This window comes from Pseudomonas sp. URMO17WK12:I12, assembly GCF_000514395.1.
Classification (GTDB): Bacteria; Pseudomonadota; Gammaproteobacteria; order Pseudomonadales; family Pseudomonadaceae; genus Aquipseudomonas; species Aquipseudomonas mucoides.
Genome location: NZ_AZVV01000004.1, coordinates 1 through 21,436 on the forward strand (window position 1 = coordinate 1; position 21,436 = coordinate 21,436).

The window sequence follows — 21,436 nt, forward strand, 5'->3', positions numbered from 1 at the left end:
TGTTAAAGAGCGGTTGGTTAAGATCTTTCGTCTCAACCGAGGCGCGCATTCTACAGCAGCCTCTGTTGCTGTCAAGCGGTTATTTTCAGAAGTTTTCAAAGTTTCGCTTGGAAATCTCTAACAACTTCAACCACTTGCGCCTCCGATCACTCGGTAGCGGGAGGCGAATTCTACAGCGTTACACGCTGCTGTCAACACCTCTTTTTCAACTCCTTTCGCGCTTCGATGACCTGAAGCCGCTTGCTGCCGAAAACTGCGTAACTCTTTGTTTACCAAGGAGTTTTCCGTTTCGACTGCGCCGGAAGTGGGGCGAATTATAGACATCCAGAATCTGCCGTCAACCTTTAATTTCACAATTCTGTCATATAAGGCAAAAAGGCCCGGAAACACAAAGGCCGGCCCCAAGGGGCCGGCCTTCTTCCCTTCTACTTACAAGCTAGGGAACGCAAATTGCGACGCCTCATGGCTCGCACGTTGCGGCCAGCGCTGGGTGATGGCTTTGCGACGAGTGTAGAAACGCACACCGTCCGGACCATAAGCATGCAGGTCGCCAAACAGCGAACGCTTCCAGCCACCGAAGCTGTGGTAAGCCACCGGCACCGGCAACGGTACGTTAACGCCGACCATGCCCACTTCGATCTCATCGCAGAACAACCGCGCCGCTTCACCATCACGGGTAAAGATGCAGGTGCCGTTGCCATACTCGTGATCGTTGATCAGCTGCATCGCCTCTTCCAGGCTGTTGACCCGAACGACGCACAGCACTGGCCCGAAGATTTCTTCTTTATAGATGCGCATCTCTGGCGTGACGTTATCGAACAGGCAGCCACCCAGGAAGAAACCTTCCTCATGACCGGCCACGCTCAAGCCACGACCGTCGACCACCAGGGTCGCGCCGGAAGAAACGCCGTCTTCGACATAACCGCTGACCTTGTCGCGTGCCTGACCGGTGACCAGTGGCCCCATGTCCAGACCACACGTAGTCCCCGCGCCGATTTTCAGCGCCTTGATCTGCGGCACCAGTTTTTCCACCAGCGCATCCGCCACCTGGTCACCGACGCACACTGCCACCGAGATCGCCATGCAACGCTCGCCGCAAGAACCGTAGGCAGCGCCCATCAACGCGCTGACCGCGTTATCCAGGTCCGCATCCGGCATCAGCACCGCATGGTTCTTCGCGCCGCCCAGTGCCTGAACGCGTTTGCCGCGCTTGGTGCCTTCGGCGTAGATGTATTCGGCAATCGGCGTCGAACCGACAAAACTCAGCGCTTTGACTTCCGGCGCTTCGATCAGCGCGTCCACCGCCGCCTTGTCACCGTGCACGACGTTCAGCACGCCTTTAGGCAGACCGGCTTCCAGCAACAGTTGAGCGATCAACAGCGTGGAGCTCGGATCGCGCTCGGACGGCTTGAGGATAAAGCAGTTGCCGCAGACGATGGCCAGCGGATACATCCACAGCGGCACCATCGCCGGGAAGTTGAACGGGGTAATACCAGCCACCACGCCCAACGGCTGGAAGTCCGACCAGGCATCAATGTTCGGGCCGACGTTACGACTGTATTCACCCTTGAGGATTTCCGGCGCAGCGCACGCGAACTCGACGTTCTCGATACCGCGCTTCAATTCGCCGGCCGCATCTTCCAGGGTCTTGCCGTGCTCTTCGCTGATCAGCTGAGCAATGCGTGCTTCGTTCTGTTCCAGCAGTTGCTTGAAGCGAAACATCACCTGGGCACGTTTGGCTGCCGGCGTGTTGCGCCAGGCCGGGAATGCAGCCTTGGCCGAGTCGATGGCTTTTTGAATGGTTTCACGGCTGGCCAATGGCAGCTTGTGGATCGCCTGGCCGGTAGACGGGTTGAACACGTCGGCCGTGCGACCGTCTTCGGTCACCAGTTCGCCATTGATCAAATGCGGGATAAGGCTCATGTAACGCTCCTGAAAAGTTGTCCACAGGCGCCCCGTATAAGGACGCCTCTATATAGAAGAGAAAATCAGTCGATCTTGTTCAGCACTTCGCCGACCGCGTCGAACAGACGATCAAGGTCTTGCGGCTTGCTGTTGAAGGTTGGGCCGAACTGCAGGGTGTCGCCGCCGAAGCGCACATAGAATCCGGCTTTCCACAGCGCCATACCCGCTTCGAATGGACGCACGATCGCGTCGCCATCACGCGGCGCGATCTGAATCGCACCGGCCAGGCCGAAGTTACGAATGTCGATGATGTTCTTCGAACCTTTCAAACCGTGCAGCGCATTTTCGAAATGCGGTGCCACCTCGGCCACGCTCTGCACCAGGTTTTCCTTTTGCAGCAGATCGAGTGCTGCCAGGCCAGCAGCGCAAGCCACCGGGTGCGCGGAGTAGGTGTAGCCGTGCGGGAATTCAACCGCGTACTCAGGCGTCGCCTGGTTCATGAAGGTCTGGTAGATCTCGGAACTGGCAATCACCGCGCCCATCGGGATCGCTCCGTTGGTGACTTGCTTGGCGATGCACATCAGGTCCGGGGTCACGCCAAAGGTATCGGCACCGAACATTTTGCCGGTACGGCCGAAACCGGTGATCACTTCGTCGAACACCAGCAGGATGTTGTGCTGATCGCAGATCTCGCGCAGACGCTTGAGGTAACCCTGTGGCGGAACCAGTACGCCAGCAGAACCGGCCATCGGCTCAACGAATACCGCGGCGATGTTTGACGCGTCGTGCAGCTCGATCAACTTCAGCAGCTCATCGGCCAAAGCAATACCACCCAGCTCCGGCATGCCACGGGAGTAGGCATTGCTCGCCAGCAGCGTGTGCGGCAGGTGATCGACGTCCATCATCGCCTGACCGAACATTTTGCGGTTGCCGTTCACACCGCCGAGGCTGGTGCCGGCGATGTTCACGCCGTGGTAACCGCGAGCACGGCCGATCATTTTGGTTTTGGTCGCCTGACCTTTCAGACGCCAGTAAGCGCGGACCATTTTCACTGCGGTATCCGCACACTCGGAACCCGAGTCGGTGAAAAACACGTGATTCAGGTTGCCCGGGGTCAGGTCGGTGATTTTCTCGGCCAGTTGGAACGATAGCGGATGGCCATACTGGAAGCCTGGCGAGTAGTCGAGCGTGCCCAATTGCTTGGCGACCGCTTCCTGGATTTCCTTGCGGGTGTGCCCGGCGCCGCAGGTCCACAGACCGGACAGCGAGTCATAGACTTTGCGGCCCTTGTCGTCGGTCAGCCAGCTGCCTTGCGCCGCCACGATCAGACGCGGGTCGCGCTGGAAGTTACGGTTGGCGGTATAGGGCATCCAGTGAGCATCAAGCTTGAGCTGGCTGGCCAGGGAAGACGGGGCGTTTTCAGGCAAGTTCATGGGCAAAACCTCGCAGGCAATAAGCGGCATAGAGATCAAAAGCGTTCTTGCAGCTAAATTGCCACGGGGATAAAGTCTGTGAAATCCAACTCTTCTAACGTTCAGTCAGGCCGCTACTAAACTATGAGCACGCGTCGTCCCGATCCACTGGCGCAAGTCAGCGACTTTGATATCCGCTTGTTGCGGATCTTTCGCAGCGTGGTCGAGTGCGGCGGCTTCTCGGCGGCGGAAAGCGTGCTGGGGATCGGTCGCTCGGCCATCAGCCAGCAAATGAGCGATCTGGAACAACGCCTGGGCTTGCGGTTATGCCAACGCGGTCGCGCCGGATTTTCCCTGACCGAAGAAGGTCGCGAGGTGTACCAATCGGCCTTGCAGCTATTAAGTGCGCTGGAAAGTTTCCGCACCGAGGTCAATGGCCTGCACCAGCACTTGCGTGGCGAATTGACCATTGGCCTGACCGACAACCTGGTCACCCTCCCCCACATGCGCATCACCCACGCGTTGGCACAATTGAAGGAACGCGGCCCGGACGTGCAGATTCAGATCCGCATGATCGCGCCCAATGAAGTGGAGCAAGGTGTGCTCGATGGCCGCTTGCACGTCGGCGTCGTGCCGCAGGCCAGTGCGCTGTCGGGGCTGGAATATCAGCCGCTCTATAGCGAGCGCTCGCTGCTGTATTGCGCAGTCGGCCATCCGCTTTTTTACGTCGACGACAAACAACTCGACGATGACCGTCTCAACAGCCAGGACGCGATCGCGCCGACCTTCCGACTGCCAGCGGAGATCCAGGCCCATTACCAGGCACTCAACTGCACCGCCAGTGCTTCGGATCGTGAGGGCATGGCGTTCCTGATCCTCACTGGGCGCTACATCGGCTACCTGCCGGATCATTACGCCAGCCTCTGGGTGCAACAAGGTCGCTTGCGTGCGCTGAAACCGAAGGCGCGTTTCTATGACCTGAGCCTTGCATCGGTCACGCGCAAGGGCCGTCGCCCGCATCTGGTACTGGAGAGTTTCCTGGAAAGCCTTGCTGCGACGCGCTGAACAACCGAAGAATCCTGTGAACCGGGACTTGTCTGAAGCCCGTGGGTGCGCTATCAACGCACTGGTTGCACCCACCTACCTGTCTGTCTGGAAGTGCCTATGACCTTTGAAGTCCCAGCTCACGGCGGTAAACCTGCCAGCCGCATTCGTCAGAAGAACGAAGAGACCATCATCAAAGCCGCCGAAGACGAGTTCGCCCGTCACGGGTTCAAAGGCACCAGCATGAACACCATTGCCCAGAATGCCGGGTTGCCCAAGGCGAACCTGCATTACTACTTCACCAACAAACTCGGTTTGTACGTGGCGGTGCTGAGCAACATCATCGAGTTGTGGGACAGCACCTTCAACACATTGACTGCGGAGGATGATCCGGCCGAGGCATTAACCCGCTACATCCGCGCCAAGATGGAATTTTCCCGGCGCCAGCCACAAGCGTCACGAGTCTTCGCCATGGAAGTGATCAGCGGCGGCGAATGCCTGACCGAGTATTTCAACCAGGACTACCGCGCCTGGTTCCAGGGCCGGGCCGCGGTGTTCCAGGCGTGGATCGACGCCGGCAAAATGGACCCGGTCGATCCGGTCAACCTGATCTTCCTGTTGTGGGGCAGCACTCAGCATTACGCCGACTTCGCGACCCAGATCTGCCGAGTCACTGGGCGTACCAAGCTGACCAAGCAAGACATGGAAGAAGCCGGCAATAACCTGATCCGCATCATTCTCAAAGGCTGCGGCCTGACCCCGTCTAATTAAGATACCTATGCCTTTTACCCTCAGCGGTTTTTGCGAATACCGCGAAGAGATTCGCAAAAGCCGCTTCATCACCTTCGCTGCGCCGATCTCAAGCCCGGCTGACGCCCAGGCGTTCCTCGAACAGCACAGCGACCTTAATGCTTCGCACAATTGCTGGGCATGGAAACTCGGCGACCAGTACCGCAGCAACGACGATGGCGAGCCCGGCGGCACCGCAGGCCGACCGATTCTGGCGGCGATCGAAGCACAGGACTGCGACCAGGTCGCGGTGTTGGTGATTCGTTGGTACGGCGGCATTCAATTGGGCACCGGCGGCCTCGCCCGGGCGTATGGCGGCGGTGCTAACAAATGCCTGCAAGCGGCGCCCAAGGTTGAGCTGATCAGCCGAGTGCCCGTCAGTTGCGCCTGTGCCTTCAGTGAATTGGCGCTGGTGAAACTTCGCGTGACGGAACTGGGCGGGCTGATCGTGGAAGAAACGTTCACCGCTAACGGCGTCGAACTGCAATTGGCGATGGGAAAAGCACAGATCCCTGCCCTGCAAACACAACTGGCGGACTTGAGTCGCGGACGCATTGTGTTGCAGCACTGAACGCACCAACAACGTTCACCCTTATTCCGCCGACGTCGGGATTTTGCCCACATCTACTGTGCACCCGGCTGTGGATAACCTGAGCACATGTGCCTGTAACCCTTCTGTCATGCGGGTTTGCGGGCTTTGTTCATTTTTCGTCCAATTTCCCACCACCAACGTTAAATTCACGTAAAAACAAACAGTTAGCGCGGGTTATCACCTTTAGAAGATAGCCGCACGGTACTTATGCCCGACGTTTGAGCTTGCGCACAAATACTGTGGAGCAATCTGTGGATAACCCGTTCATGGTCGTCGCGGCCCCATGTCCGGCATGGCTTGCGGGCTACTGTTCATTTTTTAACCAATCCCCTGCGAGCAAAACTGGAGCCTGATCAACAGCTTCGCCCTCAAGTGGTGCCTGGCCCGGCGCCGATGGATCGCAATGCACTGACCCTGAGGCCTGTGCTTGCGCGGATTTTCAGCTTTCCTGACCCAATGGCCAGGAAATTGCTTTATCCACAAGCATCACGCCCATCGACCCGAGTCAGTCATGCCCAACCCCGTGCCGATCCCCGATCAAACACCCCGCCTGCAATTGCGCCACATCAGCAAACGCTACCCCGGATGCCTGGCCAACGACGCCATCGACCTGACCATTGCGCCTGGCGAAATCCATGCCTTGCTTGGGGAAAACGGTGCTGGCAAAAGCACGTTAATGAAGATCATCTACGGCGTCACCCAGGCCGATTCCGGGGAAATGATCTGGCAAGGACAACGCGTGAACATACGCAATCCTTCCCAGGCCCGTGGTCTTGGGATCGGCATGGTGTTCCAGCATTTCTCGCTGTTTGAGACATTGAGCGTGGCGCAGAACATTGCCCTGGCGATGGGCGCAGCGGCCGGCACACCAAAACAGTTGGAACCGAAGATTCGTGAAGTGTCCCGCCGTTATGGCATGGCGCTGGAGCCCGAGCGACTTGTCCACAGCCTGTCGATTGGCGAGCGGCAACGGGTGGAAATCATTCGGTGCCTGATGCAAGACATCCGCCTGTTGATCCTCGATGAACCGACCTCGGTCCTGACCCCGCAAGAAGCCGAAGAACTGTTCATCACCTTGCGCCGACTCGCGGCCGAGGGCTGCAGCATTCTGTTTATCAGCCACAAGCTCGGTGAAGTCCGGGCGCTGTGCCACAGCGCCACCGTGTTGCGCGGCGGTCGAGTGGCCGGGCATTGCGTACCCGCCGAGTGCTCGGACCGGCAACTGGCGCGGCTGATGGTCGGCGAAGTCGCCGAGACAATTACGGACTATCCGAAGGTGGTAGGCGGCGGGGTGTTTCTCAGCGTCAGTCAGTTGTCCTGGCTCAATCCCGATCCGTTCGGCTGCTCGCTGAAGGATGTAGATCTTGAAGTGCAAAGGGGTGAAATCGTCGGCATCGCCGGTGTTGCGGGTAATGGTCAGGATGAATTGCTGGCGTTACTCAGCGGCGAAGAACGGCTGACCCGAAACAACGGCGCAACGATCCGTTTCGCCGGGCAAGCGGTCGCCCACCTGCGACCCGATGCACGACGCGAACTCGGCCAGGCCTTCGTCCCCGCGGAACGACTGGGTCACGGCGCCGTGCCGGAATTGAGCCTCGCCGACAACGCGTTGCTCACGGCGTTTCAACAAGGACTGGTCAGCAACGGCTTGATCCAGCGTCGCAAGGTCGACGCGTTGGCCGAAGAGATCATCCGTCGCTTCGGGGTCAAGACACCCGATGCCCAGACACCGGCCCGCAGCCTGTCCGGCGGCAACTTGCAGAAATTCATCCTCGGCCGGGAAATCCTCCAGCAACCCAGACTGCTGATCGCCGCACACCCGACCTGGGGCGTGGACGTCGGCGCCGCCGCGACCATTCACCGTGCGCTGATTGCCTTGCGCGATGCCGGCGCGGCGATCCTGGTGATCTCCGAAGACCTCGACGAATTGTTCCAGATCAGCGACCGCCTCGGCGCGTTGTGCGGCGGTCGCCTGTCGCCACTGAAAGCGACCGTCGACACACGCTTGATTGACGTCGGCGGCTGGATGGCCGGCCAGTTCGACGCCCCTCACTCACCTGCACCCGCATCGGCTTAACGGAGTTTTCCATGCTGCTTTTTCTCGAACCCCGTGGCCAGCAATCACGTCTGATGCTCTGGTGCTCGCCGTTGCTCGCGGCGGCCCTGACGCTGGGCTGTGGCTCATTACTGTTTATCGCGCTAGGCCACGATCCGTTGCTGACCTTGCACACCTTGTTGATCGCACCGATCAGCGACGGGTATGGCGTCTCGGAACTGTTGGTCAAAGCGTTGCCGATTTTGCTCTGTGCATTGGGGCTGGCCGTGGCCTATCAGGCGCGCATCTGGAACATCGGCGCCGAAGGTCAATTGCTGCTCGGCGCGTTGGCCGGCAGTGCCTTGGCGGTGAACATCATCGACCTGCAAAGTCGCTGGGCACTGGTGTTGATTCTGCTGGTCGGCACCCTGGCCGGCGCGGCGTGGGCCGGACTGACCGCGTGGTTGCGCACGCGCTTCAACGCCAACGAAATCCTCACCAGCATCATGCTCAATTACATCGCCCTGAACCTGCTGCTGTTTTGTGTGCATGGGCCGTTGAAGGACCCGGCCGGGTTCAATTTTCCGGAGTCGGCGATGTTCAGTGACTTCAGCCGATTGCCATTGCTGATGGAGGATGGTCGGGTTCACGCCGGGGTGTATTTCGCCTTGCTGGCGTTGGTTGCGGTGTGGGTGTTGTTGCAGAAAAGCTTTATCGGTTTCCAGATCAAAGTGCTGGGGCTGGACAAGCGCGCGGCGGGTTTCGTCGGGTTTCGCGAGAAGCGTCTGATCTGGCTGGCGCTGTTGATCAGCGGTGGTTTGGCGGGGCTGGCCGGCGTGTGTGAGGTGACCGGGCCGATCGGCCAATTGGTGCCGCAGGTCTCGCCGGGCTATGGCTACGCGGCGATCACGGTGGCATTTCTCGGGCGACTCAATCCCGTCGGCATTCTGTTTTCCAGCCTGCTGATGGCGCTGCTGTACATCGGCGGCGAGAGCGCGCAGATGAGCATGAACCTGCCGCAAGCCATCACCCAATTGTTCCAGGGAATGATGCTGTTTTTCCTGCTGGCCAGCGACGTGCTGATTCTCTACCGACCACGCTTGAACGTGCGCTGGGCCCGTCGCGCACCAGCCACCGTACCTGCAGGAGCGCTGTGATGGATATCGATCTGCTGAGCAATATTTTCTACGCGATGGTCCGTTGCGGCACGCCGTTGCTGTTGGTGGCGTTGGGTGAATTGATCTGCGAGAAGAGCGGCGTGCTCAACCTCGGTCAGGAAGGGATGATGCTGTTTGGTGCGGTGATCGGTTTTATTGTCGCGCTGAGCAGCGGCAATCTCTGGCTCGGCGTGCTGTTGGCGATGCTCGCCGGAATGCTGTTGTCGTCGCTGTTTGCCTTGGTGGCGCTGGTGTTCAACGCCAATCAAGTGGCCACCGGGTTGGCGCTGACCATCTTCGGCGTGGGCCTGTCGACGTTTGTCGGGGCGGCGTGGGTCGGCAAACCGCTGGCCGGATTTGAGCCGGTGGCGATCCCGTACTTGAGCGAGATCCCGCTGATCGGGCGGATGCTGTTTGCGCAGGATCTGTTGGTGTACCTGTCATTCGCGCTGTTTGCGTTGGTGGCGTGGGTGATTTTGAAAAGCCGCGTCGGGTTGATTATTCAAGCGGTTGGGGAAAACCCGGACGCCGCCAGTGCGATGGGCTTGCCGGTGTTGGGTGTGCGCACGCTGGCGGTGTTGTTTGGCGGTGCGATGGCCGGGTTGGCCGGGGCGTATCTGTCCCTGGCGTACACGCCGATGTGGGCGGAGAACATGAGCGCCGGGCGCGGCTGGATTGCGCTGGCGCTGGTGGTGTTTGCCAGTTGGCGAGTGTGGCGCTTGCTGCTGGGCGCGTACCTGTTCGGGCTCGCCAGCATCCTGCATTTGGTGGCGCAGGGGTTGGGGCTGGCGATTCCGTCGAGCCTGCTGGCGATGCTGCCGTATGTCGCGACGATTGTGGTGTTGGTGTTGTTGTCGCGGGATGCCGTGCGGACAAGGTTGTATGCGCCGGTGTCGTTGGGGCAGCCGTGGCAGGGTGGGCATTAGGATTGAATCGACCGGCCCCTTCGCGAGCAAGCTCGGCGCCTACAGGTTTGGCGCTGCGCCCGTAGGAGCATGGCTTGCCAGCGACGGCTGCCGAACTGGCAACACCTGAACCACGCCCCAAGCCAATTCAAAGACCAGGAAAACCACTAACAGCGAACTGGCCCCATGCAGCAAGGCATACAGCTGCCAAGCCGAAAACAGGAATCTTCCAACCGCGTCATACCGCCCAAACACCTGCTGCGGATCCCGAATCCGCAGCACCGCCCAAACGCACACAATCGACCCCAACAGATTTGCCATCAGCATGTGCATCGGCTCAAACGCCGGTAGTGTTCCAGGCAAATCCAACGCCTGACTCAACCCCGTCAGTGCCCCATGCAAACCCGCAAAACTCCACGGCGTGACAAACGCCGCTGTCACGATCAAGTCATACCAGGCACTGCCCCGCACCACCCGGCGATATTGCGCTGAAGTCCACATCGGCCCTGCTCCATATATATTCGAGGAGCAACAAGGCTAAAGCCTGGAGTATGCTCCAAGGTCAAGCCCTCTCGAGACGTCAACATGCGCATCGGTGAATTAGCCCAGGCCAGCGCCGTCAGCCGTGACACGCTACGGTTTTACGAGCAACGCGGATTGATCGCGGCGCAACGCAGCGCCAATGGTTATCGCGACTACCCGGCAGACATGGTGCAACTGGTGCAGTACATCAAGACCGCTCAAAGACTGGGTTTTACCCTCGGCGAAATCGGCAACAGCGTCGCGGCAATCCAGCAGTCGCCTGATCCAGACAGCGCCGTCACGCAATTGCTGCGAGACAAACTCAAACTGATCGAAACCCGGATGGATGAACTCGGCGCGTTGCGTCACGAGTTGCAACAACGGCTCGGGCAACGCTGTCCACTGAATCCGTGAACCTCTTTTTTCAAGGAAGCCACTCATGTCCAAGGCAAAAACCGCGCTCATCATCGGAGCCTCACGAGGCTTGGGCCTCGGCCTGGTGAAAACCCTGCTGGCCGACGGCTGGCAAGTCACCGCCACCGTGCGTAACCCGCAAAACGCCGACGCCCTGCGGGCCGTGGGCAACGTGCGGATCGAGAGACTCGACATGGACGATCAGTCGGCGGTGATCGCCCTCAGCCAACAGCTCAAGGGCGACGTGTTTGACCTGCTGTTCGTGAATGCCGGGGTCAAGGGCCCGGACGTTCAAACACCGGGCGGCGCGACGCTGGCCGAGGTTGGCCAGCTGTTTTTCACCAACGCCGTGGCCCCGATCAACCTGGCCCAACAATTCGTCGGGCAGATTCGCCCGGACAGCGGCGTGCTGGCGTTCATGAGTTCGGTGCTCGGCAGCGTGACCATGCCGGACGCACCGGAACTGGCGCTGTACAAGGCGAGCAAGGCTGCACTGAACTCGATGACCAACAGCTTTGTGACGCAATTGGGCGAGCACAAACTTACCGTGCTGTCGCTGCATCCGGGCTGGGTGAAAACCGACATGGGCGGTGAAGGTGCGGACATTGATGTGGAGACCAGCACCCGTGGGCTGGTTGATCAGGTAAATGCCTACACCGGCAAGGGCGGGCATCACTTCGTGAATTACCGAGGTGAAACCATTCCCTGGTAATCACCACACAATCCCCTGTGGGAGTGAGCTCGCTCCCACAGGGGATCATTCCAGACAAGGGATTTTTGTTGTCTGGTCGGGTCGGGCTTGCCCGGCGCTGCGTTTTGTCCGAAACTCCGCACCTCGCCCCCGCGGCGATCCTGGATCAGCAGACAGGGTAATCACTGAGCTGGCAACCCTGAACCCCACTTTCAGAGGAGCCGGCCAAAATGCCCGCATCCCGTACCTGGTTAAAAAATCCCCTCGCTATCTTCACTGCCAATGGCCTCGATGCCCGTGGCGGTCTGGTTGTGCAAGACGGTGTGATCGTTGAAGTGCTCGCCGTCGGCCAGCAACCGTCCGCGCCCTGTGGACACGTTTTCGACGCCCGCGAGCATGTGATCCTGCCGGGGCTGATCAACACCCATCACCATTTCTATCAAACCCTGACCCGCGCCTGGGCGCCGGTGGTCAATCAGCCGTTGTTCCCGTGGCTGAAAACCCTGTACCCGGTCTGGGCTCGCCTCACCCCGGAAAAACTGGCCCTCGCCACTAAAGTCGCGCTGGCCGAGTTGCTGCTGTCTGGCTGCACCACTGCGGCCGATCACCATTACCTGTTTCCCGAAGGCCTGGAAAACGCGATCGACGTGCAAGTCGAAAGCGTCCGCGAACTGGGCATGCGCGCCATGCTCACCCGCGGTTCCATGAGCCTCGGCGAGAAGGACGGCGGCCTTCCACCGCAGCAGACCGTGCAGGAAGGCCAAGTGATCCTCGACGACAGTCAACGCTTGATCGCCGAGTACCACGAACGCGGCGACGGCGCGCAAATCCAGATCGCCCTGGCGCCATGTTCGCCGTTCTCGGTGACTCCGGAAATCATGTCCGCCAGTGCTGAACTGGCAAACAAACTCGACGTGCGCCTGCACACGCACCTGGCCGAAACCCTCGACGAAGAAGATTTCTGCCTGCAACGTTTCGGCCTGCGCACCGTGGATTATCTGGACAGTGTCGGCTGGCTCGGCCCGCGTACCTGGCTGGCCCACGGCATCCACTTCAACCCGGACGAAATCGCCCGCCTCGGCGCTGCCGGCACCGGTATCTGCCATTGCCCAAGCTCGAACATGCGCCTCGCTTCCGGCATCTGCCCGACGCTGGACCTGACAGCGGCGGGCGCGTTGCTCGGGCTGGGCGTGGACGGTTCGGCGTCCAACGATGCGTCGAACATGATGCTCGAAACCCGCCAGGCGCTGTACATCCAGCGCCTGCGTTATGGTGCGGAGAAGATCACGCCGGAACTGGTATTGGGCTGGGCGACCAAGGGTTCGGCGAGTCTGCTGGGGCGTACCGATATCGGTGAGCTGGCGGTTGGCAAGCAGGCGGATCTGGCGTTGTTCAAACTGGATGAACTGCGTTTCTCCGGCAGCCATGATCCGGTGTCGGCGTTACTGCTGTGCGGCGCAGATCGGGCGGATCGGGTGATGGTCGGTGGCAAGTGGCGAGTGATTGATGGGCAGGTTGAGGGGTTGGACCTCAAAGGATTGATTGCCGACCACAGCCAGGCCGCTCGCCAACTGATCGCCGGAACCTGATACAACACAAATCTAAAACTGTGGGAGTGAGCCTGCTCGCGATGACGGTGTGTCAGACGCTATCAGTGTCGACTGATACGCCGCTATCACGAGCAGGCTCACTCCTAAAGGAGATTTGTGGTGGTTTCAGAGACCGAGCAGCGACAACATGATGAATGTCGCGAACAGCACAAAGTGGGTCATCCCTTCGATGGCGTTGGTTTCGCCATCGTTGAGGTTGATCGCACTGACGATCAACGTCAGGAAGATCATCACCGTCTGCACCGGCGTCATCGCCATCTGAAATGGCTGGCCGGTATACAGCGCCATCGCTTCCATCACCGGCACGGTCAGGATCACCGTCGATAGCGACGCCCCCATCGCGATGTTGACCACCGACTGCATCCGATTGGCCAACGCCGCGCGCAACGCCGTCAGAATCTCCGGTGCCGCCGAAATGGCCGCGACCAGAATCGCCGTAATCACCGGCGGAGCGCCCGTCCCTTCCAGCCCCAGATCAAGGGTCTTGGACATCACCTCGGCCAGTGCGCCGATCACCACCACACCAAACACCAACGTGCCGATACTCAGCGCCACATTGACCGGTTCGGCTTCTTCTTCCGGGACTTTGCGCCGGCGTTTTTCAGGGTAGCTGTAGCTGAAAAAGTAACTGTGCGGCCCGACCTGCATCCGCAGGAACAACGCATACAGCACGACCATGGCACCGATGGTGAAGCCCGAATAAATCTTCCAGTTGGCCGCGGGAATGAACTCCGGCACCACCATCGACACGCCCATGGCCGTGAGGATCATCACGCTGTAGCTGCGCGCCGAATCATCGTTGTAGGACTGCTCGCCGTGCTTGAGCCCGCCCATTAATGCGGCGAGGCCGAGGATGCCGTTAATGTCGAGCATGACGGCCGAGTAAATCGTGTCGCGCACCAGAGTGGACGAGGCTTCGTTGCTCATCATGATCGCCAGGATCACCACTTCCACCAGCACCGCCGCCAGCGTCAGGATCATCGTGCCGTAGGGGTCGCCAACTTTTTCCGCCAACAGCTCGGCGTGATGGGCGACGCGCATGGAGGCGGCGACGATGAACGCAATCAACACCAGCCCGGCGGCCAGCGCGACCGGTTGGCCGCTGTGGAGCATCCAGTGCTCCAGCGGGTACGCGACGACGGCGGCGAACATGGCCAGCAGCAGAAATGCTTCTTGCTTGAGGTGTGTGAACATTGCGGGCCTTTTTGCGCAGTGAAGCGAAAGCAGAGTGATGAGCTACTGACTGCGGTGAAGCGCTAACGTTTCGTTACACCTTAGCGCACCAGTGGATGGCAGCAGGTTCAGGGCGTGCACTTTTATCGGCCTCAAGGGCCGCATTGCGAGCAGGCTCACTCCTACATTGGAATGCGTTCCCCTGTAGGAGTGAGCCTGCTCGTGATGGCCTCGACACGGTCTCACGTCGTTTGTTGTCCTGTTGGTCAGCAATTTGCATTACCCCTTCCAACCACAAAACAAAATGGAGTTGGAATTCATGCATAAACGTCCGCTGAAGAAGCTGCTTTGCGCCGTCGCCGCCGCCATCGGTCTGAGCGCCAGCCTGACCGCCAGTGCCGCCGACCCGCTGAAAGTCGGCTTCGTCTATATCGGTCCGATCGGTGACCACGGCTGGACGTATCAGCATGAACAGGGGCGCAAGGTGCTGGCTGAAAAATTCGGCTCGCAGATCACCACCAATTACGTGGAGAACGTCGCGGAAGGCGCCGACGCCGAGCGGGTAATCCGCAACATGGCCAAGGACAACTACGACCTGATCTTCACCACCTCCTTCGGCTACATGAACCCGACGCTCAAAGTCGCCAAACAATTTCCCAAGGTCACCTTCGAGCACGCCACCGGCTACAAGCAGGACAAGAACCTCGGCACCTACCTCGCGCGCACCTATGAAGGGCGCTACGTCGGCGGTTTCCTCGCGGCGAAGATGACCAAGACCAAGAAGATCGGCTATGTCGCCTCCTTCCCGATCCCGGAAGTGATCCGCGACATCAACGCCATTCAACTGGCCCTGAACAAGTACAACCCCGGCACCGAGATCAAAGTGGTGTGGGTCAACTCGTGGTTCGACCCAGGCAAGGAAGCCGACGCCGCCAACGCGCTGATCGACCAGGGCGTGGACGTGGTGTTCCAGCACACCGACAGCCCGGCGCCGATCCAGGCGGCTGAACGTCGCGGTGTGTATGCCGTCGGCTACGCTTCGGACATGGCGCACTTCGGGCCGAAAGCGGTGCTGACATCCATCGTCAACGACTGGGGTCCGCACTACATTCAGGCGACCCAAAGCGTGCTCGACCACGACTGGAAATCCCAGGATTACTGGGGTGGATTGAAGGAAGGCACTGTTGAACTGCCGATCAGTGACCTGGTGCCGGCACCGGTGAAAGCCGAAGCCGAGCAGATCATTGCCAACATCAAGAGCGGTGCGCTGCACCCGTTCACCGGGCCGATCAAGGATCAGGCCGGCGTAGAGAAAATTGCAGCGGGGGCGACGGCGAGCAATGCCCAGCTGGCGTCGATGAACTACTACGTTGAAGGCATGAAGGCCGAGATTCCGAAGTAATCCATTTCAGCCACACCACCGTACCTGTGGGAGCGAGCTTGCTCGCGATAGCGGACTATCAGTCAGCCTCATCGCGAGCAAGCTCGCTCCCACAGGGGTACTCCGGTGTTTTTCAGACTGCGTATTCCTCAGGACAATTGCATGAACCGTCTTCCTATCATCGACATCGCCCCGCTCTACAGCGATGACCAAAATGCGTGGACAGCCGTCGCTACCGAGATCGACCACGCCTGCCGCGAATGGGGTTTCTTCTACATCAAGGGCCACCCGATTTCCGCGCAACGCATCGCCGCCGTACTCGACCACGCCCAACACTTTTTCGCCCAACCCACTGCCGAAAAGCTGAAAATCGACATCACCCAAACCCGCCATCACCGCGGCTACGGCGCCATCGCCACCGAACAACTCGACCCGAGCAAGCCCAGCGACCTCAAGGAAACCTTCGACATGGGCCTGCACCTGCCGGCCGATCACCCCGAAGTCCTGGCGGAAAAACCTTTGCGCGGGCCTAACCGTCATCCGTTGCTGCCTGGGTGGGAAGCGCTGATGGAGCAACACTACGTCGACATGCAGGCCCTCGCCCAAACCCTGTTGCGTGCGATGACGCTGGCCCTGGGCATCGAGCGGGATTTTTTCGACAGCCGTTTCAACGATCCGGTCAGCGTGTTGCGAATGATCCATTACCCGCCCCGCCACACCGCCAGTTCCGCCGAACAACAAGGCGCCGGCGCTCACACCGATTACGGTTGCATCACCCTGCTCTATCAGGACGCCGCCGGTGGCTTGCAAGTGCGCAACGTGAAAGGCGAATGGATCGACGCGCCACCGATTGAGGGCACGTTCGTGGTCAACCTCGGCGACATGATGGCGCGCTGGAGCAACGACCGTTACCTGTCGACGCCGCATCGGGTGCTCAGCCCGTTGGGCGTGGACCGTTATTCGATGCCATTCTTCGCCGAGCCGCACCCCGACACACGCATCCAATGCCTGCCCGGTTGTCAGGATGACGTGCACCCGGCGAAATACCCGGCCACTACCTGCGCCGAATTCCTGCTCTCGCGTTTCGCCGATACCTACGCTTATCGACGGGAACCGGAAGCGGTGTGATCAACCGGCTGGTCAGGTTTTGCTAAATGTTTCTACGAGCATCTGTAGAATGCTCGCCATCTGCACCTGATGAGAAAAGACCATGTACGACTGGCTGAACGCCCTGCCCAAGGCAGAACTGCATTTGCACCTCGAAGGCTCGCTGGAGCCTGAGCTGCTGTTCGCCCTGGCCGAACGCAACAAGATCGCCCTGCCGTGGAGCGACGTCGACACCCTGCGCAAAGCGTACGCCTTCAACAACCTGCAAGAGTTTCTCGACCTGTATTACCAGGGCGCCGACGTGTTGCGCACCTCGCAGGATTTCTACGACCTGACCTGGGCGTACCTGTTGCGTTGCAAGGCGCAGAACGTGATTCACACCGAACCGTTCTTCGACCCGCAAACCCACACCGACCGGGGCGTACCGTTCGAAGTGGTGCTCAACGGCATCGCCGCTGCGCTCAAGGATGGCGAGCAGCAACTGGGCATCACCAGCGGTCTGATCCTGAGCTTCCTGCGCCACTTGAGCGAAGACGAGGCGCAGAAAACCCTCGATCAGGCGCTACCGTTCCGCGATGCGTTTGTCGCCGTGGGCCTGGACAGTTCCGAGAGGGGACACCCGCCGAGCAAGTTCCAGCGCGTGTTCGACCGTGCCCGTCACGAAGGCTTCCTGACCGTGGCCCACGCCGGTGAAGAAGGCCCGCCCGAGTACATCTGGGAAGCCCTCGACCTGCTGAAAATCCAGCGCATCGACCATGGCGTGCGCGCCATCGAAGACGAGCGCTTGATGCAGCGGATCATCGACGAGCAGATCCCGCTGACCGTGTGCCCGTTGTCCAACACCAAGCTCAAGGTGTTCGATCACATGTCCCAGCACAACATTCTCGACATGCTCGAGCGTGGCGTGAAAGTGACGGTGAACTCCGATGACCCGGCGTACTTCGGCGGCTACGTGACCGAGAACTTCCACGCGCTGTACACCGACCTGGGCATGACCCAGGATCAGGCCAAGCGCCTGGCGCAGAACAGCCTGGATGCCCGGTTGGTAAAACCGTAAGGCTGCTGAAGATCACATGTGGGAGCGAGCTTGCTCGCGATGACGCCATCACACCCAACATCATTGTTGAATGTAAGGCCGCCATCGCGAGCAAGCTCACTCCCACAGGGATTGTGATTAATTGACGACCACTGCTTCCGTCAACTCCTCCAGCGTCTTCCCTCGCGTCTCCATCCCGAACACCCACACCACCCCCGCCGCAATCGCAAAACACATCGCCCCCAACGCGAAGACCCCGCCCTGCCCGGTCACCGGAAACACCAACCCCGTCACCAATGGACCGAGCAACGAGCCCACCCGACCAATCGCCGAGGCAAACCCCGAGCCCGTAGCGCGTGCCGACGTGGGGTACAACTCCGGCGTGTAGGTGTAGAGCACCGCCCACATGCCGAACAGGAAGAACTGCATCAACAGCCCCGACGCGATCAACAGGCTGACATTGCCGCCAAACACTGCGCTTTGCCCGTAGAGAAACGCCATCACCCCACCGCCGAGCAAGGTCACCACGCACACCGGCTTACGCCCCCAACGCTCCACCAGCCAGGCGGCCATGAGGAAGCCGGGAATCCCGCCGAGGGAAATCAGCACCGTGTAATACACCGACTGGGTCACGGCAAAACCCGACTGCTGAAGCAAGGCACTGAGCCAGGACGTGAGGCCGTAGAAACCCAGCAAGGCAAAGAACCAGACGCTCCAGATCATCATCGTGCGCTGGCGATACTGTGGCGACCAGATCTGTTGCAACGCGGAAAAGAAGTTGCCTGGCGTAGTCGCCACGTGCGGCAGCCGAACCGGCTCAGGTAAGTCCCCACGTCCCAGCGACACACGCACACGCTCTTCGATGCGTCGCAGCACCGTGTCGGCCGCCGCATGATGCCCGGCCTGTTCCAGCCAGCGTGGCGACTCGGGAATGAAAAAGCGGATCGCCAGCACAAACACCGCTGGCACCGCCAGAACCAGGAAGATGTCCCGCCAGCCAATCACCGGCAACAGAAAATAGGACAGCACCCCGGCCGCGACAAAACCCAGTGGCCAGAAACCGTCCATCAACGCGATGTAGCGCCCACGCCGTTTGGCCGGGATCAGCTCGGACAACATCGACTGGGCAATCGGAAACTCCATGCCCATGCCGATGCCCAGGAGGATTCTGAACAAGGTCAGCGTTTCAACGCTCTGCGCCGTAGAACACAGGTAACTGGCGATGCCCCACAGCACGATGCTCCACTGGAACACCGGCTTGCGACCAAAGCGATCGGCCAGCATGCCCGACAGTGAGGCGCCCAGCACCATGCCGAAGAAACTCGAACTGGCCAGCAGCCCGGCCTGCGCCGAACTCAGGCCGAACTCGGTTTTGATCGAGCCGAGCAGAAAGGTCATCATTGCCAGGTCCATGGAGTCGAAGAAAAACGCCAGGGCAATGATGATGAAAATGATCCGGTGATAACCGCTGATGGGCAGACGTTCCAATCGTTCTGCCGCGCTGAAGCCACGTGATTCCATGCCACATCCCCCTCATCCGAAAGTCCCTGGATCGAGTGTGCGCGATAGTGTCTGGCGGCTATTGCTGGATGCGACCTGTCCACAGCTCTGAACGACGCCTGAACACGATGCCGGCAGACGTCGACATCAGGACGCTCTAAAGCGCCATTTCCAGTTCGGTTTCCTTGGCGAAACGATGGATTTCACGCTGCCCCGCAGCGGTGATCTGCAAGGCGCGGGACTCGTTGGGCAGGCTCAACCAGCCCGATTGCATGAACAGCTGCAACAACGCCGCCCCCAGTGAACCGCCCATGTGCGGGCGTCTTTCGCTCCAGTCCGGGCAGGCGCAGGCCACTCGACTGTTGCGATGGGCCAGCGCCTGGATGAACACGCCGCGTGTCGCCAGTTGCGTCGAGCCTTTATGGGTAATCATGACCCGCTGATCGATCTGTTCGATCCAGCCTGCATCCAGCAATCGCTGGTAAAGGTCGGCGGCCAGGGTGCCGCCCAAATGGTCGTCGCACAGTCTCGCCCGCAGCAGTGAAGATGGCGCCGCCTGAGGTTTGGCGACGGGATTGGGACGCTTGAAAACATCCGGGACTTCCCGTGGCGTACTGGCCAGCGTGGCGCTGGCCAATGCCTCGATGGCCGCGCCGACTTCGGGGGCAGCCAGGCGGAAAAAACGCTTTCGCCCGCGAACGTCAACTTTCAACAGACCGCCTGCGGACAATCGCCCCAAGTGCGCGCTGGCCGAAGAGGGTGACAGGCCGGCCAACAACGCCAGCTCTTCGGTATGCCGCGCCGCGCCGTCCATCAAGGCCCACATCATTGCGCTGCGCTTTGGGTCAGCCAGTAACGTGGCGATCTGGCTGATGCAAGGTGCATGTTCCATGTATTCACTCCCTGTTGAATCGTTTCGTCTGCTGCTCAGAGACATCTTGACCAGTAATGTGTCGTCGGCCAAGACGCGGAAACCGCCATTAGCCGGGCAAAGTCCCCCGCTCACCCGAGCCATTTCTTCGCAGCCAGGGCAAAGGTCGGGTACTTGAACGGAGTGCCAGCCGACTGTAACGCGGACTCGCCATCGCGAGATCGACGGTGCGTACATGAGGCGGGCGCTAGTATAAGCGGGTTAACCGCCGGTTCCTGCCCTTGGGAAACCGTGGGTGCTGATAGTTGCTGACAGAAATTTCTCTATTTGCCTGCGACTATTGATCGTTGCCCGATATCGTCGGGAATTGTCTGCCCAAATCAGCACATCGGCTGGCAAGCATTTCCCGCAACAGGTTCACAGGCTTACTCAATTGTGCGCGATGGGCGCACAGCAAATTCAGCGGTGCGCGCTCACAGAGCAGTTCCGGCATCAACACTTTCAACCGCCCGGCGAGCACATCGGCGGCGACATCGAGCCAGGACTTGTAAGCGATCCCGGCGCCGGCCACCGCCCACAGACGCACCACATCAGCATCGTCACTGAAACGATCACCGCTGACCGTCAGGCCGACCTCGCGTTTGCCGTCATGGAAACTCCAGTGATCGTGGACCCGACTGCCGAGCATGAACAATAAACAATTGTGCTGGGCCAATTGCTCCAGCTGCCGGGGTTCGCCATGTCTGGCCAGGTAATCCGGCGCGGCACACAGGACGCGGCGGTTCTGCGGGGCGATGGGCAGCGCCACCAGGCTCGAGTCTTCCGGCTCGCCATAACGCAGGGCGATGTCGACCGGTTGCCGGAACAAGTCGGCAATGCGATCACCCAGCAACAACCGCACGGTCAGTTTCGGATGCTCGCGCTGAAACTCGTCCAGCCACGGCAATAACAGGTTGCGGCCAAAGTCCGACGGGGCGGACAGTTGCAGAATCCCGCTGACCTGGTCCTGACCACTGGCCAGCAAACGGCGCCCTTCATCCAGGTTGCTCAGGGCCGCCCGGGCATATTCCAGAAAGCCCTCGCCTTCGGCCGTCAGGCGCAGGCTGCGGGTGGAACGTGCGAGCAAGCGGGCACCGAGTTGTTGCTCGATGCGCTTCAACGCCGCGCTGGCCACCGCCGCGGACATGTCCATCACCCGCGCCGCAGCCGACAGGCTTCCCAGATCGGCAGCGCGAACGAACAGCTGCAAGTCATCGAAACGCAGCATTTTCAGCCTCGATTATCAAAAAAAT

19 protein-coding genes are annotated in these 21,436 nt (G+C 60.1%); 12 read left to right on the forward strand and 7 right to left on the reverse strand.

What is annotated here, in order from left to right:
- Positions 1-429: 429 nt before the first annotated feature.
- Positions 430-1,923, reverse strand: coding sequence for a CoA-acylating methylmalonate-semialdehyde dehydrogenase (locus D882_RS0102895; protein ID WP_027921834.1), 1,494 nt, complete (start codon positions 1,921-1,923; stop codon positions 430-432).
- A gap of 65 nt (positions 1,924-1,988) precedes the next feature.
- On the reverse strand, positions 1,989-3,338 hold the full coding sequence (locus tag D882_RS0102900; RefSeq protein ID WP_027921835.1) for an aspartate aminotransferase family protein: 1,350 nt from the start codon (positions 3,336-3,338) through the stop codon (positions 1,989-1,991).
- A gap of 123 nt (positions 3,339-3,461) precedes the next feature.
- On the opposite strand from D882_RS0102900, the gene D882_RS0102905 reads away from it, so the two are divergent.
- The 6 genes from D882_RS0102905 (at position 3,462) to D882_RS0102930 (ending at position 9,860) form a co-directional block, all read left to right on the forward strand.
- Positions 3,462-4,382: a LysR family transcriptional regulator gene (locus D882_RS0102905; protein ID WP_027921836.1), complete on the forward strand. Its 921-nt coding sequence runs from the start codon at positions 3,462-3,464 to the stop codon at positions 4,380-4,382.
- A 99-nt stretch (positions 4,383-4,481) separates the two neighbouring features.
- Entirely contained in the window at positions 4,482-5,132 is a 651-nt protein-coding gene (locus tag D882_RS0102910) for a TetR/AcrR family transcriptional regulator (RefSeq protein ID WP_027921837.1), read from the forward strand.
- A 7-nt stretch (positions 5,133-5,139) separates the two neighbouring features.
- Positions 5,140-5,721 (forward strand): YigZ family protein, encoded by a 582-nt coding sequence (locus tag D882_RS0102915; protein WP_027921838.1) that lies wholly within the window; start codon positions 5,140-5,142, stop codon positions 5,719-5,721.
- Positions 5,722-6,253: 532 nt separating this feature from the next.
- Complete coding sequence (locus D882_RS0102920) at positions 6,254-7,819, forward strand: ABC transporter ATP-binding protein (protein WP_027921839.1); 1,566 nt, start codon at positions 6,254-6,256, stop codon at positions 7,817-7,819.
- Positions 7,820-7,830: 11 nt separating this feature from the next.
- Positions 7,831-8,934, forward strand: a complete 1,104-nt coding sequence (locus D882_RS0102925) for an ABC transporter permease (RefSeq protein WP_027921840.1) — start codon at positions 7,831-7,833, stop codon at positions 8,932-8,934.
- Positions 8,934-9,860, forward strand: coding sequence for an ABC transporter permease (locus tag D882_RS0102930; RefSeq protein ID WP_027921841.1), 927 nt, complete (start codon positions 8,934-8,936; stop codon positions 9,858-9,860). Before D882_RS0102925 ends, D882_RS0102930 begins: the two co-directional genes overlap by 1 nt.
- A gap of 39 nt (positions 9,861-9,899) precedes the next feature.
- Here the strand turns inward: D882_RS0102930 and D882_RS0102935 are convergent, their stop codons facing one another.
- Positions 9,900-10,340 (reverse strand): hypothetical protein, encoded by a 441-nt coding sequence (locus D882_RS0102935; RefSeq protein WP_027921842.1) that lies wholly within the window; start codon positions 10,338-10,340, stop codon positions 9,900-9,902.
- Positions 10,341-10,424: 84 nt separating this feature from the next.
- Here D882_RS0102935 and D882_RS0102940 point away from each other — a divergent pair, with 84 nt between their 5' ends.
- The 3 genes from D882_RS0102940 to D882_RS0102950 all read left to right on the forward strand — a co-directional run bounded on the left by D882_RS0102940 (position 10,425) and on the right by D882_RS0102950 (position 13,055).
- Positions 10,425-10,775 carry a MerR family transcriptional regulator gene (locus tag D882_RS0102940; protein WP_027921843.1) on the forward strand — a complete coding sequence of 117 codons (351 nt, stop codon included), beginning with the start codon at positions 10,425-10,427 and terminating at the stop codon, positions 10,773-10,775.
- A gap of 25 nt (positions 10,776-10,800) precedes the next feature.
- Positions 10,801-11,487 carry an SDR family oxidoreductase gene (locus D882_RS0102945; RefSeq protein ID WP_027921844.1) on the forward strand — a complete coding sequence of 229 codons (687 nt, stop codon included), beginning with the start codon at positions 10,801-10,803 and terminating at the stop codon, positions 11,485-11,487.
- A 209-nt stretch (positions 11,488-11,696) separates the two neighbouring features.
- Complete coding sequence (locus D882_RS0102950; RefSeq protein ID WP_027921845.1) at positions 11,697-13,055, forward strand: 8-oxoguanine deaminase; 1,359 nt, start codon at positions 11,697-11,699, stop codon at positions 13,053-13,055.
- A gap of 126 nt (positions 13,056-13,181) precedes the next feature.
- Here the strand turns inward: D882_RS0102950 and D882_RS0102955 are convergent, their stop codons facing one another.
- Positions 13,182-14,270 (reverse strand): calcium:proton antiporter, encoded by a 1,089-nt coding sequence (locus tag D882_RS0102955; protein ID WP_027921846.1) that lies wholly within the window; start codon positions 14,268-14,270, stop codon positions 13,182-13,184.
- A gap of 298 nt (positions 14,271-14,568) precedes the next feature.
- Here D882_RS0102955 and D882_RS0102960 point away from each other — a divergent pair, with 298 nt between their 5' ends.
- The 3 genes from D882_RS0102960 (at position 14,569) to D882_RS0102970 (ending at position 17,794) form a co-directional block, all read left to right on the forward strand.
- A complete protein-coding gene (locus tag D882_RS0102960; RefSeq protein WP_027921847.1) occupies positions 14,569-15,651 on the forward strand; it encodes a BMP family ABC transporter substrate-binding protein in 1,083 nt (360 codons plus the stop codon).
- Positions 15,652-15,792: 141 nt separating this feature from the next.
- A complete protein-coding gene (locus D882_RS0102965) occupies positions 15,793-16,758 on the forward strand; it encodes a 2-oxoglutarate and iron-dependent oxygenase domain-containing protein (RefSeq protein WP_027921848.1) in 966 nt (321 codons plus the stop codon).
- 82 nt (positions 16,759-16,840) lie between these two features.
- The gene (locus D882_RS0102970) at positions 16,841-17,794 is read left to right on the forward strand and encodes an adenosine deaminase (RefSeq protein WP_027921849.1); all 954 of its coding nucleotides are present in this window, start codon (positions 16,841-16,843) and stop codon (positions 17,792-17,794) included.
- A 117-nt stretch (positions 17,795-17,911) separates the two neighbouring features.
- On the opposite strand, the gene D882_RS0102975 is transcribed toward D882_RS0102970, so the two are convergent.
- The 3 genes from D882_RS0102975 to D882_RS0102985 form a co-directional block, all read right to left on the reverse strand.
- Entirely contained in the window at positions 17,912-19,294 is a 1,383-nt protein-coding gene (locus tag D882_RS0102975) for an MFS transporter (protein WP_027921850.1), read from the reverse strand.
- A 136-nt stretch (positions 19,295-19,430) separates the two neighbouring features.
- Positions 19,431-20,165 carry a helix-turn-helix transcriptional regulator gene (locus D882_RS0102980; protein WP_027921851.1) on the reverse strand — a complete coding sequence of 245 codons (735 nt, stop codon included), beginning with the start codon at positions 20,163-20,165 and terminating at the stop codon, positions 19,431-19,433.
- A 316-nt stretch (positions 20,166-20,481) separates the two neighbouring features.
- Positions 20,482-21,411 carry a LysR family transcriptional regulator gene (locus D882_RS0102985; protein WP_027921852.1) on the reverse strand — a complete coding sequence of 310 codons (930 nt, stop codon included), beginning with the start codon at positions 21,409-21,411 and terminating at the stop codon, positions 20,482-20,484.
- Between the last annotated feature and the right edge of the window lie 25 nt (positions 21,412-21,436).